General features: G+C 67.6%; 11 protein-coding genes and 3 rRNA genes. 10 read left to right on the forward strand and 4 right to left on the reverse strand.

Annotated features, from left to right (window positions below; all coding sequences use genetic code 11):
• Positions 1-45 precede the first annotated feature (45 nt).
• Positions 46-615, forward strand: a complete 570-nt coding sequence (locus tag ACZ466_RS25815; RefSeq protein ID WP_378288248.1) for a hypothetical protein — start codon at positions 46-48, stop codon at positions 613-615.
• A 184-nt stretch (positions 616-799) separates the two neighbouring features.
• Complete coding sequence (locus ACZ466_RS25820; protein WP_378288249.1) at positions 800-1,000, forward strand: cold-shock protein; 201 nt, start codon at positions 800-802, stop codon at positions 998-1,000.
• A gap of 67 nt (positions 1,001-1,067) precedes the next feature.
• Here ACZ466_RS25820 and ACZ466_RS25825 read toward each other — a convergent pair whose 3' ends face one another.
• The gene (locus tag ACZ466_RS25825; RefSeq protein WP_378288250.1) at positions 1,068-1,334 is read right to left on the reverse strand and encodes a hypothetical protein; all 267 of its coding nucleotides are present in this window, start codon (positions 1,332-1,334) and stop codon (positions 1,068-1,070) included.
• A gap of 206 nt (positions 1,335-1,540) precedes the next feature.
• Here ACZ466_RS25825 and ACZ466_RS25830 point away from each other — a divergent pair, with 206 nt between their 5' ends.
• The 8 genes from ACZ466_RS25830 (at position 1,541) to rrf (ending at position 14,384) form a co-directional block, all read left to right on the forward strand.
• Positions 1,541-3,520, forward strand: coding sequence for a TolB family protein (locus ACZ466_RS25830; protein WP_378288251.1), 1,980 nt, complete (start codon positions 1,541-1,543; stop codon positions 3,518-3,520).
• An 84-nt stretch (positions 3,521-3,604) separates the two neighbouring features.
• Complete coding sequence (locus tag ACZ466_RS25835; protein ID WP_378288252.1) at positions 3,605-3,970, forward strand: hypothetical protein; 366 nt, start codon at positions 3,605-3,607, stop codon at positions 3,968-3,970.
• Between the two features lie 802 nt (positions 3,971-4,772).
• Positions 4,773-6,404: a chaperonin GroEL gene (gene groL / locus ACZ466_RS25840; RefSeq protein WP_464043965.1), complete on the forward strand. Its 1,632-nt coding sequence runs from the start codon at positions 4,773-4,775 to the stop codon at positions 6,402-6,404.
• Positions 6,405-7,337: 933 nt separating this feature from the next.
• On the forward strand, positions 7,338-7,928 hold the full coding sequence (locus tag ACZ466_RS25845) for a phospholipid scramblase-related protein (RefSeq protein WP_378293516.1): 591 nt from the start codon (positions 7,338-7,340) through the stop codon (positions 7,926-7,928).
• 66 nt (positions 7,929-7,994) lie between these two features.
• The gene (locus tag ACZ466_RS25850; RefSeq protein WP_378293518.1) at positions 7,995-8,351 is read left to right on the forward strand and encodes a hypothetical protein; all 357 of its coding nucleotides are present in this window, start codon (positions 7,995-7,997) and stop codon (positions 8,349-8,351) included.
• Between the two features lie 694 nt (positions 8,352-9,045).
• Positions 9,046-10,560: ribosomal RNA gene (locus ACZ466_RS25855) — 16S ribosomal RNA — on the forward strand.
• A gap of 448 nt (positions 10,561-11,008) precedes the next feature.
• Positions 11,009-14,111 (forward strand): 23S ribosomal RNA (locus ACZ466_RS25860).
• A 156-nt stretch (positions 14,112-14,267) separates the two neighbouring features.
• Positions 14,268-14,384, forward strand: a 5S ribosomal RNA gene (gene rrf, locus ACZ466_RS25865).
• Together the 16S, 23S and 5S rRNA genes form the textbook arrangement of a ribosomal RNA operon.
• A gap of 86 nt (positions 14,385-14,470) precedes the next feature.
• Here rrf and ACZ466_RS25870 read toward each other — a convergent pair.
• The 3 genes from ACZ466_RS25870 to ACZ466_RS25880 form a co-directional block, all read right to left on the reverse strand.
• A complete protein-coding gene (locus ACZ466_RS25870) occupies positions 14,471-16,123 on the reverse strand; it encodes a DNA repair helicase XPB (RefSeq protein WP_464043966.1) in 1,653 nt (550 codons plus the stop codon).
• A 157-nt stretch (positions 16,124-16,280) separates the two neighbouring features.
• Positions 16,281-16,688: a hypothetical protein gene (locus ACZ466_RS25875; RefSeq protein ID WP_378284383.1), complete on the reverse strand. Its 408-nt coding sequence runs from the start codon at positions 16,686-16,688 to the stop codon at positions 16,281-16,283.
• Positions 16,689-16,779: 91 nt separating this feature from the next.
• Positions 16,780-19,353 (reverse strand): helicase-associated domain-containing protein, encoded by a 2,574-nt coding sequence (locus ACZ466_RS25880; protein WP_378284382.1) that lies wholly within the window; start codon positions 19,351-19,353, stop codon positions 16,780-16,782.
• Positions 19,354-19,444: the final 91 nt, after the last annotated feature.

The raw sequence follows: 19,444 nt of genomic DNA on the forward strand, positions 1-19,444 counted from the left end.
GCGGAGGACATCGCGGAAGCGGTCGGGGCGCATCCCGGGGTGGCCGTGATCGAGCCCATCGGGTCCCGGGCGCGCGGCACCGCCACCGAAGCGTCCGACTGGGACTTCCGCGTCGTCGCCGAGGACTTCGGTGAAGTGGCGGCCGATCTCCCCGGAATCGTCGCGCCCCACGGTCCGCTCGCGGCCCAATGGGATCCGCTGGGCGACTGCGAGTCCTATCTGCTGATCTTTCCCGGCCCCGTCAAGGTCGATCTCCTCTTCGCGGACGTGGCGCGCAGCCGGAATCCGCCGTGGCGGGTCGGTCCCGACACCCTCGCGGCGATCGATTCCCATTTCTGGGACTGGTCACTGTGGCTGGTGAGCAAGCGTTACCACGGAATGACCGATCGCGTCCGTGGAGAACTCCTCACAATGAACCGGCACCTTCTCGAACCGATGGGAATCCGGCCGCTTCCGCTCACCCTGGAAGAGGCCGCCGACCGATTCGTACGCGCCAGGGACCGGCTGGAGACCCGCTACGGGATACGGATATCCCGGCGTCTGGAGGAGGAAGTCCGCCCTCTCGTACGCGCCTCGCACGGTGACCATTACCGGCCGTCCGGTCTTCGGTCATAAGGGCTGTCGTCCCTATCACGGCGCCTATATGGTCGACCCCGATCACGCCGCGTCGACCTCCGTCACGGTCCTTCGAGAACGGTGGGGACGCGGTCGAGGTTTCGCCGGGCCGCGCGGTAGAAGGGGCGTCGGTCCGAAGCATCAACCGTGGCCGGGGGCCACGGACGAGCGGCGGGTTTTGCTGATGGCGCAGGGCACAGTCAAGTGGTTCAACGCGGACAAGGGCTACGGCTTCATCGCGGTGGACGGCGGCCGGGACGTGTTCGTCCACTACTCGGCCATCGAGATGGACGGCTATCGCAGCCTCGAGCAGGGGCAGCGGGTGGAATTCGAGATCACGCAGAGCGACCGGGGTCCGCAGGCGGAGTCCGTGCGCACCATCTGACCGGCGATAGATCGAGCGCGCGGGACCCGGCTTCTTCCCCGAAGCCGGGCCCTCGCCGTGCCCGGGGTCAGCGCCGGACGACGACCGGAGCCTGCCGGTCGACCTCCCGGGCCAGCACCATGACCATGTTCTCGAAGGCCTGCTCGCCGTACTTGCGCTTGAGCACGCCGTAGACGTCCTTGCGCGCGCCCTCGCGGAGCATCTCCGACAGCACGGTGTGGTCGACCGCGCGTCCGGCGGCGAGCTCGTCGTAGGCGTGCCGCGAGAGCCGGAGCAGCTCCGGATGGGCGGCCGACTCCGCGAGGAGCATGCCCGCAGCGTCTCTGAGTTCCATGCGCGCAGTCTACGTCCGCGCGAGATCACCGGGATCGCGAAGCGGCGTACCCGCCGGGCGCTCCCCCCTGCCCGGACTGGGCGGGATGGCGTTCTCGTCCACCGAGAGCGGGGTTCTTGACAGGCGAATTCCGAATTGCGATTCTATTTTGGGCTCGCGCCGTGTGACCGCGGTCACTCACCACCCCCCCTTGAGAGGACGTGCTCATGCCGTACCTGACGATGACGAGCCGAAGAACCAGGTGGTCACGGGGCTGGGCGGCCGTGCTGCTGGCCGGCGCGCTGACCCTCGGCGGCGCGGCCTGGCAGCCCGTCGACGCGGCGCCCGCGGCGGCCACCGGCAACGGCAGGCCCGTCAGCCCGCCCGCTCCCAAGCCCGAACCGATCAAGGTCACCGAGCTGCCGCTGCCCCCGGTCACGCCGTCCACCGGCGAAGGCGCGTGCACCCCCGCGCTCAACCCGCACCGGACCGGATGCATCGGCCGCTCCGTCGACCTCCAGTCGGGGGACTTCCTGCCCGACGGCAGGCACGTCACCGCCACCGTGGACTTCGCGGGCGCACCCGCCGCGCCCGACCCGGCGAGCGTCTACACCGGCCGGCAGCTGATCATCGTCAAGACCGACGGGACGACCTTCCCGGGCGGCGACGCCTGGAAGTGCGTCACCTGCGGGGTGCCCGACGGCAACGCGGTCGGCCGCAGCGAAGCGATGGACTACCCCCAGACCTTCGACGACGGCAGGCGCCTGCTCGCCGGCACGAACATCATCGACTGCGGCCCGCACCGCCTCACCAGCCAGGCGTGCACCCCTGAGCGGACCCACATCTACCCCATCCGCTGGAACGTCACCCCCGACGGCTCCGGGCCGGGCGGGAGCATCCGCGAGCTCCGCCTGCACCCCGACAACGTCCACCTGGGCTTCAACGTCGCCACCGTCACCAACGGGAAGTTCAACCAGTACGGCTACCTGGCCCGCCTGAAGTTCAACCCCGCGCCCGAGACGGGCACGCCGCGGGCCCCGCGCTACGACCTGGTCAAGGTCACCAGGCTGTTCGACCCGGCCGACACCCAGCCCGTCAGCGTCGACCCCCGCCACCCCGACCGGCTGCGGATCAACCCCGAGGCCATCACGGTCGGCGAACTGCGCGGCTTCTCCGGCAGCGGCCGGGAGGTCACCTACGTCGGGTACCCGGGCGAGTCGTCCAACATCGACGTCTTCGCCGCCGACCTGAAGACCGGCAAGGTCCGCCGGCTCACCGCCCACCCCGAGTACGTCGACCCGGTCGACATCTCACCCGACGACCGGTGGACGGCCGTCATGGACACCCGCGGCACCGACCGCCAGATGTTCCTGGCCGGCATGCGCGGCATCCCGCCCGTCACCGACCTGATCACCACCAGCGCCACCTCGTCCACGCGCAACAACGGGCAGCGGCGGTTCTTCCAGCCCTACCTCATCGACCGGTACGGCGACCGCGGCTCCTACCAGGGCCAGCGGATCAACGCGGCGGGCGACGGCAGCCCCGGCAGCGTGAACGACCCGGAGTGGAACGGCAGGGCGGATCCGAAGTGGTCGCCCGACGGCACGAGCATCGTGTACTGGCAGGCGCTCACCGTCCCGCCCGCCTGCGGCGGCCACAACCCGCTCCCGTGCCGGCCGTCCACCGCGCCCGGCGGACGGACCGCCCGCATGATGATCGCCCGCCTCACCAGCCGCACGCCGCTGCGGCCGAAGCCCGTCGCCCCGATCTCGGACACCGTTCCGTGGGGCACGCCGTACGTCCCCGGCAGCCCGACCCCGGCCCGGCCGTACCCGCCGCAGGGCACCTACACCCTGAAGGGCAAGAAGTCCGGCTCGGCCAAGGTGACCATCACCGAGAACGCCGGCCGCACCATCATCAGCACGGTCGCCGTCAGCTACACGAACTACTCCGACGACGGCGCCCGCATCCTCAACGGCACGGAGAAGGTGGGGGTCCAGAACCCCACCCCGACCCTGAACAAGGTCGACTGGTACTCCGACCTCGTCCAGACGGGCCGGGACGGCCGGGTGCACGGCACCAAGAAGTCCAGCCCCGACGGGTTCCACCTGACCATCGACGTCCTCACCAACTTCTTCCAGGCCACGGGCACGCTGACGACCACCCTGGACGGCCGCGCCTACACCCAGCCCGCCAACGACACCTGATCCCGCGGGCGTGACCTCCGGTCTTCGCGTCGTCCCAGGGCGACGCGAAGACCGGAGGGACCAGCGGCCTGGGAAGCTTGGCCAATGGACGGCATCGCCCCTCCCTCCCGGACCGAGGTGGAAGCCCGATGGATCGCCTTGACGACCGGGTCGGCCACTCGGGAAGCGGTGCACGCCTGGACGCTCCAGTGGGTGGAGGGCGAGCACGCGACCGTCACGGACCCGATGGTCTGGAGCGCTTTGCTCCGGCTCCACGGCTTCGACATGACCGCAACACCTGAGGCGCCGAACATGATCGGCCATGGAGGCCGAGGGCGCTACGTCCATCCAGACGCCCACATCGCGCGAGAGTTGGCGTGCTGGCGGGTCGCCTGCCGCGAGTACGACGCCGATCCCACGGCCTGGCTCCAGCGCACGCGCGACCAGGCAAAGCGACATCGCCGCCCGTGAACCGGACCACCGCGTCCCCAGCGGCGGCGGGGCACCGCACCCTTCCAGCCCAGCCCCCCAGAATCGCCAGGTCATGGCCCTATTCTGCCGGGCGGTGGCGCGCCCCCGTGACCGCCGGTCAGCCGGGCGACGAGCCGGGGCGGCGCCGATGCGCGGCGCGCCGCGCGCCGCTGGAGACCGGCGCCCACGCCGCCCTCTTGACTCCGCGATGCCTCAAGGCACGCGACGAGGACACGAAGCGGCCGGTCCCGGCCTCACCGGAGCTGGTGGCAATCCTCCTCACGCACGTCGCAGGGTTCGGACGGCGGAAGACAGGCGGCTGTTCCGTGCCCAGCGGTGGGAACCGGCTCGCCCCTGTCAGCGACGAATCCGTGCGGCGGCGGGCTCGTGCTCACTGATGCCCAGCTCAAGACGCCCCTCGCGAAGCGACCGTATGACCTCCGGCATGCCCGCCTGACGCTGTGGCTGAACGGCGGCGTTCCGGCGGCCGACGTGGCGGCTCGGGCCGGGCACTCGGTGGCTATGCTGCCCTCCGGGGCACCGGACGGTTCCGCCCCAGGTCAGGGCAAGTCTGGCATGGTGGACGAGGTATCCCCTGGTGACGATGGTTGCCGCTTGCACTCGACAGGGTAGAGTGCTAAAAAACGGTTGGCACTCTACTGTGGAGAGTGACAATCCCACAGTCTGGATCGAGGCGACGAGGCCTCAGTCCGGCGGCGGAATGGCAGTCGTCGGGGAGGTCGTCCGTCGCGGGCGTCGGCTCGATCCATCAGGCCGTCTTGTTCCGGGAGGACTGGAGCCTATGGCTGCAAAGATGATCGCGTTCGATGAGGAGGCCCGTCGGGGTCTGGAGCGCGGGATGAATCAGCTCGCCGATGCCGTGAAGGTGACCCTTGGTCCCAAGGGTCGCAATGTGGTGTTGGAGAAGAAGTGGGGCGCTCCGACGATCACCAATGACGGTGTGTCGATCGCCAAGGAGATCGAGCTCGAGGACGCGTGGGAGAAGATCGGCGCGGAGCTGGTCAAGGAGGTCGCCAAGAAGACCGACGACGTCGCCGGTGACGGCACGACGACGGCGACCGTCCTGGCCCAGGCTCTCGTCCGTGAGGGTCTGCGCAATGTTGCCGCCGGTGCGAACCCGATGTCGCTGAAGCGCGGCATCGAGGCCGCGGTGGAGCGGGTCAGCGAAGAGCTGTCGAAGCTGGCCAAGGATGTGGAGACCAAGGAGCAGATCGCTTCGACGGCGTCCATTTCGGCCGGTGACCCGCAGATCGGCGAGATGATCGCCGAGGCGATGGACAAGGTCGGCAAGGAAGGCGTCATCACCGTCGAGGAGAGCAACACCTTCGGGCTGGAGCTGGAGCTCACCGAGGGCATGCGCTTCGACAAGGGCTACATCTCGCCGTACTTCGTCACCGACCCCGAGCGGATGGAAGCGGTCCTGGAGGACCCCTACATCCTCATCGTCCAGGGCAAGGCGTCGGCCAACAAGGACCTGCTGCCCGTCCTCGAGGGCGTCATGCAGTCCGGCAAGCCGCTGCTGATCATCGCCGAGGACGTCGAGGGCGAGGCCCTGGCCACCCTGGTCGTCAACAAGATCCGCGGCATCTTCAAGTCCGTCGCCGTCAAGGCCCCGGGCTTCGGTGACCGCCGCAAGGCCATGCTCGGCGACATCGCCACCCTGACCGGCGGGCAGGTGATCTCCGAGGACGTGGGCCTGAAGCTGGAGAACACCTCGCTGGACATGCTGGGCCGTGCGCGCAAGATCGTGGTGTCCAAGGACGAGACCACGATCGTGGACGGTGCGGGCGACGCCAACGAGATCGCGGGCCGGGTCAACCAGATCCGCACCGAGATCGACGGGACCGACTCCGACTACGACCGCGAGAAGCTGCAGGAGCGGCTGGCCAAGCTGGCCGGCGGTGTCGCGGTGATCAAGGCCGGTGCGGCGACCGAGGTGGAGCTCAAGGAGCGCAAGCACCGGATCGAGGACGCGGTGCGCAACGCCAAGGCCGCGGTCGAGGAGGGCATCGTCCCCGGTGGCGGCGTGGCGCTGCTGCAGGCGGGCATCCCGGCCTTCGAGAAGCTGGACGTGTCCGGCGACGAGGCCACCGGTGCCGCGATCGTCAAGCGGGCCCTGGAGGAGCCGCTGAAGCAGATCGCGGTGAACGCCGGCCTGGAGGGCGGCGTGGTGGTGGAGCGGGTCCGCAACCTGACGCCGGGTGAGGGCCTGAACGCCGCCACGGGCGAGTACGTCAACATGTTCGAGGCGGGCATCCTGGACCCGGCCAAGGTGACGCGGTCGGCGCTGCAGAACGCCTCCTCGATCGCGGCGCTGTTCCTGACCACCGAGGCCGTCATCGCCGAGAAGCCGGAGAAGACCCCGGCCGCCGCCGGCGGAGGCGCCCCGGACATGGGCGGCATGGACTTCTGATCGAGCGGTCCACGCCCCGTGTCGGGTGAACGGCACTGAGGGGGCGGTCCCATTGGGACCGCCCCCTTTTGCCGTCCTGCCGCCGCGGTCACCGGTTCGGCACGATGCACCCCTTTGACCTCCTCCCCCTCGTGAACGAGGGGGGATTCCAACCCGTGGCCTCAGGAGAGGAGCAGGGGTTGAGGTTCGCGGTTCGTCCGCCCCGGCGACCCGGAGCGTCCCCGCGCAGCGACGGCCGGTCCGGCCGCCGTGCCCACGAGCCTGAGTCTGGTCTCGTGGGCGATGTTGCGTGGCCGCGTTCACATCGGCGGCATTGCCGGCGTAGCCGCAGGACCGGCACCGGAAACACGCTTGGCTCTCGCGTGCCTCCCGATCCCCGGTTCCGCACGCCAGCAACGCTGTGAGATGTACGCGGGATCGATCTTGTTGCACGCGGCCGGGCGTCCTGTGTTTCAGCCGCTCGACCAGCAAGGCCCGGCCAGCTTGGTCTGTCTCCACCGGTCAGGCAGCACAGACGCTGGCACCAGCCTGCAGGCCGCGCCCGGGTTTCGGAGATCCGTCGTAGCGGCGGATCTCCGGTCCTTGTCCTCTCCGCAGAAGTCGATTCCTCCCCCGCCTGAAGGCGGGGGTCTCTTCGGATGTTCCCCCCCTGCCCGACCCCCTGCGGATCCTGGTGGTGGCCGCGCCTATCGCCCTCGACCTGATGCTGTACGAGAACAAGGACCGGCCCATCGGCTAGCCGTCAGCACGACCAGGCCGGGACACTGAACGCGCGCCGGTCGTTGAGGAGTACGTCAGGGAAAGGTCTTCCGCTCCCCGGTGGCCCTTGGCAGGATCGCCGCTGAGCTACAGACCGGGCCGTGTACGCGCGGGACCGGGCCGGCACGGAACGGGCACGGCACGTGAACGCGTCCGATGACGCCAGGAGAATGCATGAGCGATCCCTTCAGTTCCTCGGTGCTCAGGGTCGAGCAGCCACGCCGGGGGCCGTTCGCCAGATCGCAGTACAAGGTCCTGGACGGCGACGGCACCCTCCTCGCGGTCGCCGACCAGAGCAACACGCCGGTGCGCGCGGAGAGGCTGCAGACCTACTTCCCGGGCAAGTCCGAGCTGCACGCGAGGGCGGTCCTGCTCACCACGCCGGACGGGGCGCCGCTGCTCGTCGTCGACAAGGAGGCCGGCCGGCTGCTCACCACGGTGCTGCGGGCGGACGGCGAGCTCGTCGGCACCTTCCGCACCGAACGCGTCGGCCGCCGCTACAGCATCCGCGGCGGCGACGAGACGACGCTCGGCGAGATCGCCGTGGACCTGGGCCGCAACAACTTCACGGTGACCGACGCCGATGGCAGCCGCGTCGGGCACGTCCGCAAGAAGTGGGCGGGCCTGGCCACGCACCTGCTGACCACGGCCGACAAGTACAGCGTGGAGATCAACGACCCCGTGCCCGAGCCGCTGCGCACGATGGTGGTCACCACGGCGATCGCCATGGATCTGACGCTGCACGAGTCCAAGGACATCACCTGATCCGCCGATCCCCTTTGGCCGAGCGTCGGGCTTCCGGACGCGGCCGTGGCGAGGTACCGTCCGTTTGTGCAGGTCATTTCCGAGCGCCCGAACGGCTGGCGGATCTCGCCGGCCCTTCCGACGATCGCGAACGCCCTGCTGGCCGTGCTCTGGGGGTTCTCGACGCTCGGCGGGTGGGGTGAGGCGGCGTTCTGCGGTGAGGCCGGACGGCTCGACACCGTCTGCGCGGCCGCCTTCGAACCGGCCGTGGCGCTCTCCGTGCCTCCCGCCCTCCTGGCCATCGCCGTCGTGATGATCTCCTGGTCGCTGCCCGGCGTGCGCCACAGGCCGCAGCGACTCGACGCGCTCCTGACCGTCGCCGCCGCCCTGTGGGTCCTGGCCGAGGGGATCCTCTTCGTCGGCGGGTACCTCGCCAAGTCCTGACAACGGCGACCGCACCGGAAAAAACGGGCCAAGCGCCCCGTTGGCAACTTGTGACCTAAGTCGGGTCGAACGGCATAACACGAGGTAGATGGGCCCGAGCCCGGGCCGGTACGGAGCCAGAACGCCGACTTCTCGCAACGAAGTGCGCCAGCCGGTTTGACCTCTACCCTCGTTGGGCATACTGTTCACTTCGCCCCGCAGGGGAGCAGGACGTCGGACGACGGCCGGCCCGCGGGACACACCATCCATGATCCAGCCGGAACGGCTTCGCCGTACCCAGGATCGGGATGGATCGGAAAAGGCCCGAGTTTGACAATCGAGCCGGATCTGATGAAATAGCACCAACGCCCGGAAGGGCCCGCGGAAGCGGGGCTGGAAAGGCAAATCGGAAAAGCCCGGAATTGACAGGCCGAGCGGATCTGATAAAGTAAAAGAGTCGCCCCGGGGCGGGAAACGCGAAAGCGGGTCCAGCGCGGTGGGTGTCCGTTTCTTGAGAACTCAACAGCGTGTTAAAAGCCAGTGCCTTTATAGGTCCGGCCGTTTAGGTCGGACCACCCCGTGGCCGCGGTCCCTTCTTGTAGGGGGTTCGTGGTGGGGATTTCTTTGAGGCAGTGCACCGGCCCGTGTACGGGTTGGTGTTTTGCTGGGATTTTTTCCTGAGGTTTGGCGGCTTTTCGGAGTCGTCGTTCGGACCTTGATGGAGAGTTTGATCCTGGCTCAGGACGAACGCTGGCGGCGTGCTTAACACATGCAAGTCGAGCGGAAAGGCCCCTTCGGGGGTACTCGAGCGGCGAACGGGTGAGTAACACGTGAGCAACCTGCCCCTGACTCTGGGATAAGCCTGGGAAACCGGGTCTAATACCGGATATGACCCTCCATCGCATGGTGTGAGGGTGGAAAGTTTTTCGGTTGGGGATGGGCTCGCGGCCTATCAGCTTGTTGGTGGGGTGATGGCCTACCAAGGCGACGACGGGTAACCGGCCTGAGAGGGCGACCGGTCACACTGGGACTGAGACACGGCCCAGACTCCTACGGGAGGCAGCAGTGGGGAATCTTGCGCAATGGGCGGAAGCCTGACGCAGCGACGCCGCGTGGGGGATGACGGCCTTCGGGTTGTAAACCTCTTTCAGCAGGGACGAAGCTAACGTGACGGTACCTGCAGAAGAAGCGCCGGCTAACTACGTGCCAGCAGCCGCGGTAATACGTAGGGCGCAAGCGTTGTCCGGAATTATTGGGCGTAAAGAGCTCGTAGGCGGTTTGTTGCGTCCGTCGTGAAAGCCCACGGCTTAACTGTGGGTCTGCGGTGGATACGGGCAGACTAGAGGCAGGTAGGGGAGCATGGAATTCCCGGTGTAGCGGTGAAATGCGCAGATATCGGGAGGAACACCGGTGGCGAAGGCGGTGCTCTGGGCCTGTACTGACGCTGAGGAGCGAAAGCGTGGGGAGCGAACAGGATTAGATACCCTGGTAGTCCACGCCGTAAACGTTGGGCGCTAGGTGTGGGGTCCTTCCACGGATTCCGCGCCGCAGCTAACGCATTAAGCGCCCCGCCTGGGGAGTACGGCCGCAAGGCTAAAACTCAAAGGAATTGACGGGGGCCCGCACAAGCGGCGGAGCATGTTGCTTAATTCGACGCAACGCGAAGAACCTTACCAAGGCTTGACATCGCCGGAAAACTCGCAGAGATGCGGGGTCCTTTTGGGCCGGTGACAGGTGGTGCATGGCTGTCGTCAGCTCGTGTCGTGAGATGTTGGGTTAAGTCCCGCAACGAGCGCAACCCTCGTTCCATGTTGCCAGCACTTCGGGTGGGGACTCATGGGAGACCGCCGGGGTCAACTCGGAGGAAGGTGGGGATGACGTCAAGTCATCATGCCCCTTATGTCTTGGGCTGCAAACATGCTACAATGGCCGGTACAAAGGGCTGCGATACCGTGAGGTGGAGCGAATCCCGTAAAGCCGGTCTCAGTTCGGATCGAAGTCTGCAACTCGACTTCGTGAAGTCGGAGTCGCTAGTAATCGCAGATCAGCAACGCTGCGGTGAATACGTTCCCGGGCCTTGTACACACCGCCCGTCACGTCACGAAAGTCGGCAACACCCGAAGCCCGTGGCCCAACCTTTTGGGGGGAGCGGTCGAAGGTGGGGCCGGCGATTGGGACGAAGTCGTAACAAGGTAGCCGTACCGGAAGGTGCGGCTGGATCACCTCCTTTCTAAGGAGCACAGTCGGCTACGAGTGCCTCTAGGGGGCTTGTGGTCGGTGGCCGTCTTCGGCAGCGAGTGTCTGCCGGGTGGCTGCTCATAGATGTGGAGCACTGGTTATTCAGCTCGCCACTCGTGCGAGCCGGCTAGTACCGCCTGACTCTTCGGGGTCGGGAGTGGGAACGTTGGTCGTCGGGCGGGTGGGGAGCTGGACACGCTGTTGGGTCCTGAGGAAACGGACCCTTCAGCCCCTGATCACGAGAGTCTTCGACTCGGGTGTGATGGGGCTGGGTTGTTTCTTCTGGATCGCGGGTTCGGTGGCCGTCATGCCGTTGGGTGTGGTTGGTGCTGGATGGCCCGGTTGTTTTTTGAGAACTGCACAGTGGACGCGAGCATCTCTGAATGAGGGCCCTTTCGGGGGTTCTTGTTCTCTGTTGCGATTTGTTGATCGTTTTGTGTGTTCAAGTTTTTAAGGGCATACGGTGGATGCCTTGGCATCAGGAGCCGATGAAGGACGTGGGAGCCTGCGATATGCCTCGGGGAGTCGGCAACCAGACTTTGATCCGGGGATTTCCGAATGGGGAAACCTGGCACCCGTCATGGGGTGTCGCCGCCGTCTGAATGTATAGGGCGGTTGGTGGGAACGCGGGGAAGTGAAACATCTCAGTACCCGCAGGAAGAGAAAACAATAGTGATTCCGTGAGTAGTGGTGAGCGAAAGCGGAGGAGCCTAAACCGTGCGCGTGTGATAGCCGGCAGGCGTTGCGTGTGCGGGGTTGTGGGACCATCCGGTCAGTGCTGCCGTGCTGACAAGAAGTTACAAACTGCTCGGGTAGTCGAATGGCATGGGAAGGCCGACCGTAGACGGTGAGAGTCCGGTAGACGAAATCTGAGTGGCTTCTGGGTGTGTTCCCGAGTAGCACGGGGCCCGTGAAATCCCGTGTGAATCTGCCACGACCACGTGGTAAGGCTGAATACTTCCTGATGACCGATAGCGGACCAGTACCGTGAGGGAAAGGTGAAAAGTGCCCCGGTGAGGGGTCGTGAAAGAGTACCTGAAACCGTGTGCCTACAAGCCGTCAGAGCGTCCTCAGCCCTTTCGGGGGCTGTTCGTGATGGCGTGCCTTTTGAAGAATGAGCCTGCGAGTTATGGTGTGTGGCGAGGTTAACCGGTGGCGGGTAGCCGTAGCGAAAGCGAGTCTGAATAGGGCGTTTGAGTCGCATGCTGTAGACCCGAAGCGGAGTGATCTAGCCATGGGCAGGGTGAAGCGCCGGTAAGACGGTGTGGAGGCCCGAACCCACCAGGGTTGAAAACCTGGGGGATGACCTGTGGTTAGGGGTGAAAGGCCAATCAAACTCCGTGATAGCTGGTTCTCCCCGAAATGCATTTAGGTGCAGCGTTGCGTGTTTCTTGCCGGAGGTAGAGCTACTGGATGGCCGATGGGCCCGACAAGGTTACTGACGTCAGCCAAACTCCGAATGCCGGTAAGTGAGAGCGTGGCAGTGAGACTGCGGGGGATAAGCTTCGTAGTCGAGAGGGAAACAGCCCAGATCATCGGTTAAGGCCCCTAAGCGTGTGCTAAGTGGTAAAGGATGTGGAGTTGCCGTGACAACCAGGAGGTTGGCTTAGAAGCAGCCATCCTTGAAAGAGTGCGTAATAGCTCACTGGTCAAGTGATTCCGCGCCGACAATGTAGCGGGGCTCAAGCACACCGCCGAAGCCGTGGCATTTCAGCTTTTGCTGGGATGGGTAGGGGAGCGTCCTGCGTCCGGTGAAGCCGCCGAGTGATCGTGTGGTGGAGGGTGTGGGAGTGAGAATGCAGGCATGAGTAGCGAATGGAGAGTGAGAAACTCTCCCGCCGGATGACCAAGGGTTCCTGGGGCAGGCTAATCCGCCCAGGGTAAGTCGGGACCTAAGGCGAGGCCGACAGGCGTAGTCGATGGACAACGGGTTGATATTCCCGTACCCGCTGGTATGCGCCAACGCTGAATCCTCTGATGCTAAGACCCTGAATCCTGGTTGGAGCCTTCGGGTTTCTTCCGGGCCTAGCGGTCGGCCCGAGGGGGTAGTAGGTGAGCGATGGGGTGACGCAGGAGGGTAGCTCAGCCCAGGCGATGGTTGTCCTGGGGTAAGCATGTAGCCCGGTGTGCAGGTAAATCCGCATGCCGTTAAGGGTGAGATGTGATGCCGAGCCGTTTTAGGTGAAGTGAGTGATCCCATGCTGCCGAGAAAAGCCTCTAGTGAGTGTACCGGCGGCCCGTACCCTAAACCGACTCAGGTGGTCAGGTAGAGAATACCAAGGCGATCGGGTGAACTGTGGTTAAGGAACTCGGCAAATTGCCCCCGTAACTTTGGGAGAAGGGGGACCACGTCCGGTGATGGCACTTGCTGCCGGAGCTGGGAGTGGTCGCAGAGGCCAGGGGGAAGCGACTGTTTACTAAAAACACAGGTCCGTGCGAAGTCGTAAGACGCTGTATACGGACTGACGCCTGCCCGGTGCCGGAACGTTAAGAGGACCGGTTAGGCCTTCGGGTCGAAGCTGAGAATCTAAGCGCCGGTAAACGGCGGTGGTAACTATAACCATCCTAAGGTAGCGAAATTCCTTGTCGGGTAAGTTCCGACCTGCACGAATGGCGTAACGACTTCCCCGCTGTCTCAACCACAGGCCCGGTGAAATTGCAGTACGAGTAAAGATGCTCGTTTCGCGCAGCAGGACGGAAAGACCCCGGGACCTTCACTATAGCTTGGCATTGGCGTTTGGAGCGTCTTGTGTAGGATAGGTGGGAGACTGTGAAGCCGGCACGCCAGTGTCGGTGGAGTCGTTGGTGAAATACCACTCTGGTCGTTTTGAGCGTCTAACCCGCACCCGTGGATCCGGGTGGGGGACAGTGCCTGGTGGGTAGTTTAACTGGGGCGGTTGCCTCCCAAAGAGTAACGGAGGCGCCCAAAGGTTCCCTCAGCCTGGTTGGCAATCAGGTGGTGAGTGCAAGGGCACAAGGGAGCTTGACTGTGAGACTGACAGGTCGAGCAGGTGCGAAAGCAGGGCCTAGTGATCCGGCACCGGCGTGTGGAAGCGGTGTCGCTCAACGGCTAAAAGGTACCCCGGGGATAACAGGCTGATCTTCCCCAAGAGTCCATATCGACGGGATGGTTTGGCACCTCGATGTCGGCTCGTCGCATCCTGGGGCTGGAGTAGGTCCCAAGGGTTGGGCTGTTCGCCCATTAAAGCGGCACGCGAGCTGGGTTTAGAACGTCGCGAGACAGTTCGGTCCCTATCCGCTGCGCGCGTAGGAGAATTGAGAGGGTCTGTCCCTAGTACGAGAGGACCGGGACGGACGGACCTCTGGTGTGCCAGTTGTCCCGCCAGGGGCACGGCTGGTTGGCTACGTTCGGTCGGGATAACCGCTGAAAGCATCTAAGCGGGAAGCCTTCCTCGAGATGAGTTCTCCCTCCCACTTCGGTGGGGTAAGGCTCCCAGTAGACGACTGGGTTGATAGGCCGGAGATGGAAGCTCGGTAACGGGTGGAGTTGACCGGTACTAATAGGCCGAGTGGCTTGACACACCCTGATCGGCAGGTCTGCTGCGGTTGGTGTTCGCGTCCCTGTGTGGTTCCCGGAGAACAAACGGGAACCCCGTGTGTTTGAGTCTTGAATAGTGTGAGCCGTACGGCTCGAACGAGCTTGCCACCGGCCCTGCAGGGGTTGGTGTGCGTGGGTCGTTCGGTGGTTATGGCGAAGGGGAAACACCCGGTCCCATCCCGAACCCGGAAGTTAAGCCCTTCAGCGCCGATGGTACTGCATGGGAGACTGTGTGGGAGAGTAGGACACCGCCGGACACATATTAGGAAAGGGCCCTGCCGGGTTTACCGGCGGGGCCCTTTCTCATTTCCCGCCCCCTTTTTTCTCGGGCGGGTGCGCTCGGTTAAATCTCCTCGCCGGCCAGGACGGCGTCGGCGTCCACGATCCGGTAGGCGTAGCCCTGCTCGGCCAGGAAACGCTGCCGGTGGGCGGCGTAGTCCTGATCGAGCGTGTCACGCGCCACCACCGCGTAGAACCGGGCGCCCTGCCCGGAGGACTTGGGCCGCAGCAGCCGTCCCAGACGCTGCGCCTCCTCCTGACGCGACCCGTAAGCGCCCGACACCTGCACCGCCACCGTCGCCTCCGGCAGGTCGATGGAGAAATTGGCGACCTTGGACACGACCAGGACGCTGATCTCCCCCGAACGGAACGCGTCGAAGAGGCGCTCGCGCTCCTTCACCCGCGTCTCGCCCTTGATGACCGGAGCGTCCAGCAGCTCACCCAGCTCGTCGAGCTGGTCGATGTACTGGCCGATCACCAGTGTCTGCTCGCCCCGGTGCCGATCGACCAGGGCCCGCACGAGGTTGGTCTTGGTGTCGGTGGTGGCGCAGAAGCGGTACCGCTCGTCCGGCTCCGCGGTCGCGTACGTGAGCCGTTCGGAGTCGGTGAGGGTGACCCTGACCTCGACGCAGTCGGCGGGGGCGATCCAGCCCTGCGACTCCATGTCCTTCCAGGGCGCGTCGTACCGCTTGGGGCCGATCAGGGAGAACACGTCGCCCTCGCGGTCGTCCTCGCGGACGAGCGTGGCGGTGAGGCCCAGCCGGCGGCGGGCCTGCAGGTCGGCGGTCATCCGGAAGATCGGCGCGGGCAGCAGGTGCACCTCGTCGTACACGACCAGGCCCCAGTCGCGGGCGTCGAACAGCTCCAGGTGGGCGTAGGCGCCCTTACGGCGCGTCGTCATGATCTGGTAGGTGGCGATGGTGACCGGCCGGATCTCCTTCTTCGCCCCGGTGTACTCGCCGATCTCGTCCTCGGTGAGGGACGTGCGGCGGATGAGCTCCTGCTTCCACTGGTGGGCGGAGACGGTGTTGGTCACAAGGATGAGGGTGGTCGCCTCGGCGCGGGCCATGGCGGCCGCGCCCACGATGGTCTTGCCCGCGCCGCAGGGCAGCACGACCACTCCGGAGCCGCCGTGCCAGAACGACTCGGCGGCGTCCCGCTGGTAGGAGCGGAGCTGCCAGCCGTCCTCGACCAGGGAGATCGCGTGCGCCTCGCCGTCGACGTATCCGGCGAGGTCCTCGGCCGGCCAGCCGAGCTTGAGGAGGGCCTGCTTGAGGGCGCCCCGCTCGCTGGGGTGGACGGCGACGGAGTCGTCGCCGACCCGCTCGCCGAGCATCCCCTTCACCTTCTTGGCCCGCAGCACCTCCTCCAGGACGGAGCGGTCGGAGGAGTGCATGACCAGGCCGTGGGAGGGGTGCTTCTCCAGCCGCAGCCGCCCGTACCGGGCCATGGTGTCGGCCACGTCGACCAGCAGCGCGTGCGGGACGGGGTAGCGGGAGAACTTCAGCAGCGTGTCGACGACCTGCTCGGCGTCGTGCCCGGCGGCGCGCGCGTTCCAGAGGGCCAGCGGGGTGACCCGGTAGGTGTGGATGTGCTCGGGCGCCCGTTCGAGCTCGGCGAACGGGGCGATCTCCTTGCGGCACTCGTCGGCCAGGACATGGTCGACTTCGAGCAGCAGGGTCTTGTCGGACTGGACGATCAGCGGTCCGTCGGACACGGCAGGCGGCCCCCATCAGGCGATCGATCGTGGACGGCCCGTTCGGGCTCCGGTGGCAGGTGCTGCACGCTACCCGACATGCGGGGGTGCGGAGGGACGTTCCGGAACGGGCTCTTATGCAAACGACGGAGGAGGCGGCCGTCTTCCCGGAGGGCCGTCAGAGACCGGAGTCGTCGAGCCCGCCGTTGGCCGCGTCCACCCCGAGGAGCACGCAGAAGATCACGACCGGCAGGAGGAAGGCCACGACGAGGATCCCCCAGCTCCAGGTGGTCAGCTTCCGGGACGAGGCGGGGTCGGTGCGGGCGCGGCTCATCGCCATCGCGGCCGTGACGATTCCGGGGATCGTGAGGAGGTTGCAGCACATCGCCACGGCGACGCAGTTGCAGATGAGGGCGGCGATGGTCGACCCTGAGGTCTCGCCGGCCGTGTTGGGGACGCCCGGGGGACCGTAGCCATAGGCGTAGCCAGGGGACTGGTGGTGCTGGGCGGCGTTGGGGTCGTTCCAGCCCTGCCCTTGCCCGTACGGGTCGTTCCATCCTGGAGGCTGCCCTCCGTAGCCGCTCACGGCTCACATCCCCCTCATCCTGCGCTTCCGGTCATCGCGGCAGGCTATCGGCTGCGTTCGGTTTTGGCGGATTCGTTCGGGAAGCCCCTGTTCAGGCGGGTTCGGTGCCCTCGTCGTCGAGTTCGGAGACGCCGGTGATCCGGTGCAGCGCGAACCTGTGGACGGCGGCGCGGGTGGCGTCGTACCCGGTGAGGAAGCCGCCCTCCACCCGTACCGGCTCCACGATCCGGCTGGACGCCTGCCCCTGCTGGTCGAGGTAGCCGATCCACACCCGGACGCCGTGGTGGACGGCCTCCCGCAGCCGGTCGACGGTCGCCGCGGCGGGGGAGCGGGGCGGCTCCCCGGACGGGGCGGCGCCGCGCAGCCGGGCCTGCTCGGCGCCGTGCCGGCTGGCCTCCTCCCCGGCCCGCAGCGCCCGTACCGCGGCCGCGATCACCGAGGCCTCGGCGGGCTCCCCGCCCGGCCGCACCCGGACGATCTCGGCGGTCGGCGGCGGATCGGCGCGCAGCTGGTCGGGACGCGTCACGATGATCCCGCCGCCGGGGGACTCGGCGACCGGGGCCAGGCCCATCGCCCGCAGCGCCTCCAGCAGCTCGCCGCGCGGCAGCGACGAGGCCAGCACGGTCGGCGCCAGCCGGTGGACGCGCAGTGCCCCGGAGCGGCGGTCAGCGAGGATCTCGTCGAGGGTGGCGGCCGAGTCGCTCCGCACGTACGAGCTCAGCGAACCCACCCGCAGGTGGCCGTGCCGCCGGCCCACGTCCTCGATCAGGTACGTGAGCGGCTGCGGCAGCGGGGTCGCCGAGTGCCGGGCCAGCAGCTCGGTGAGCTCGGCGGCGGTGCGGCCGGCGTCCAGGGCCCGGCGGATCGAGGACGGGGTGAACCGGTAGACGGTCGCGCCGCCGGTCGACTCGACCTCGGCCGACAGCGCCAGCTCGCGGGCCAGCTCGGTGACCAGCGGGCCGGGCGCGATCGCGGTGAGGTCGGCCTGGATGAGGATCCGGTCGACCGGCTCGGGCAGGTACTTCTCCAGGCCGGGTTCCGGGTCGTCGCCCTCCAGCAGGTCGCGGGCGTACGGGACGAGCCGTCCGAACCCGGTGAGTCCCAGCACCGCCGCCTCGCGCAGCGTCCAGTCGACGAGCCGGTCGCGCAGCGGCCCGGTGCGGCGCGGGTGCAGCCACGCCAGGCGGGTGCGGACGGCGTCGGCGTCCACGGCCAGGCCCGGGGGCGCGGCCGCCAGGACCCGCAGGACGGCGGTGCGGGTGGTGGGGGCGCTGCTGCGCACCACCGCCTCGCTGAGCGCGTTGATCAGCCGGTCGCGGTCGTCGCGGTCACCGGCCAGGCCGGGCGCGCGGTCGGTCTTCAGCCAGCCGCGGGCCAGCTCGGTCCAGCGGCCGGGGGTGTCGCGCATCAGCCACAGGTCGTAGGCGGGTGTGGGCAGCCACTCGCCGTCCAGGTCGCCGCTGCGGGTCAGCAGCCCGGCGGCGTAGGCGACCTCGGCCAGCAGCGCGGCCCGCCACTCCTCGACCTCCAGCAGCGTCGCGGTGGCGCGCAGCTCGCGCACCGCCAGGCCGCCGCTGCGCAGCACGGGCGGCGGGTCGGTGCCCCACCGTTCGAGCAGTTCCTCGACGAGCCGGACCGCGGTGAACGCCTCCCCCGCGGCCGTCCGCACGGCCAGATCGTCCGCCGCCGCCCCCCGGCCGCCGACTGCGTTGGCCGAGCCGGATCCGCCGGAGGCGCCGGGCCCGCTGGACGTGCCGGAACTCCCGGGCCCACCGGACGCCCCGGGCCCGCTGGGCCTGCCGGAGGTGCCGGGTCTGCCGGAGGCGGCTGATCCGCTGGACGTGCCGGGCCTGCTGGACGTGCCGGGTGGGGCGGAGCGGCGGCCGGTGAGTTCGGGTGGTTGTGCGGGGACGTCCCGGAAGAGGTGGCCGCCGCGCAGGTGGAGTGCCACCTCGCGGGGCAGCGTGACCGTGCGGTCGTCCTCGGCGGCGAGGAGGCCGCGGGCCAGGAGCCGTTCGATGGGGGTCGTCGCGGTCGCCACCCGCACGGGGCGGCGGGCGTCGGCGACGCGGCCGACCGGTGGGCCCCAGGCCAGGTGGTCCAGCGCCGCCGCGGCCTCCGGGCCCGCGTCGGCGATCAGCGGGCCGGGTTCGGACAGGGCGGCCGTGAGCCGTTCCAGCAGCCGGCCCGTGTCGGGGAACCCGCGGGGCTCCTGCCCGTCCAGGTCGGTGACCAGCGCCGTGAGGCGTTCGATCGCGTAGCCGGCGAAGACCTCCTTCACCGTCGGGCCCAGGCCGGCGGGGTGTGGCAGGCCCTGCCGGACGCCGGGGGCGGGGGCCGGGGTCTGGGGGCCGTTTCCCCAGACCAGCCCGTGGCGTTCCAGGGTCTCCAGTGCACGCGTCACGTCGTCGGCGGTGGCGTCCACGGCGTCGGTCAGCGCGTCCGGCTCCAGGGGGCGGGGCAGGACGAGCAGTGCCTCCAGGACGGCGAGTGTGAAGCGGTCGAGCCGGTCGAGGGCGCGCGAGACGGCGGCGGGGGTGGCGGCCCGGGTGGCGAGGGCGGCCATATCGGCGGGTACGGGCGTGACCAGTTCCGGCCGTGCGGACAGCAGGGAGCGCAACGCGCCGTCGTCGCGTGCGCGCAGCCAGTCCGCGAACGTGTCCATTCCTCTCCCAACCTCGTGGCACCGGCGCGGGCGCACCGCGGAGCGCCCGCCCCATCAGCGTAGGAGCCGCCGGGCGTGCTCAGTGCCGGTC

Source organism: Actinomadura rugatobispora, assembly GCF_055379765.1.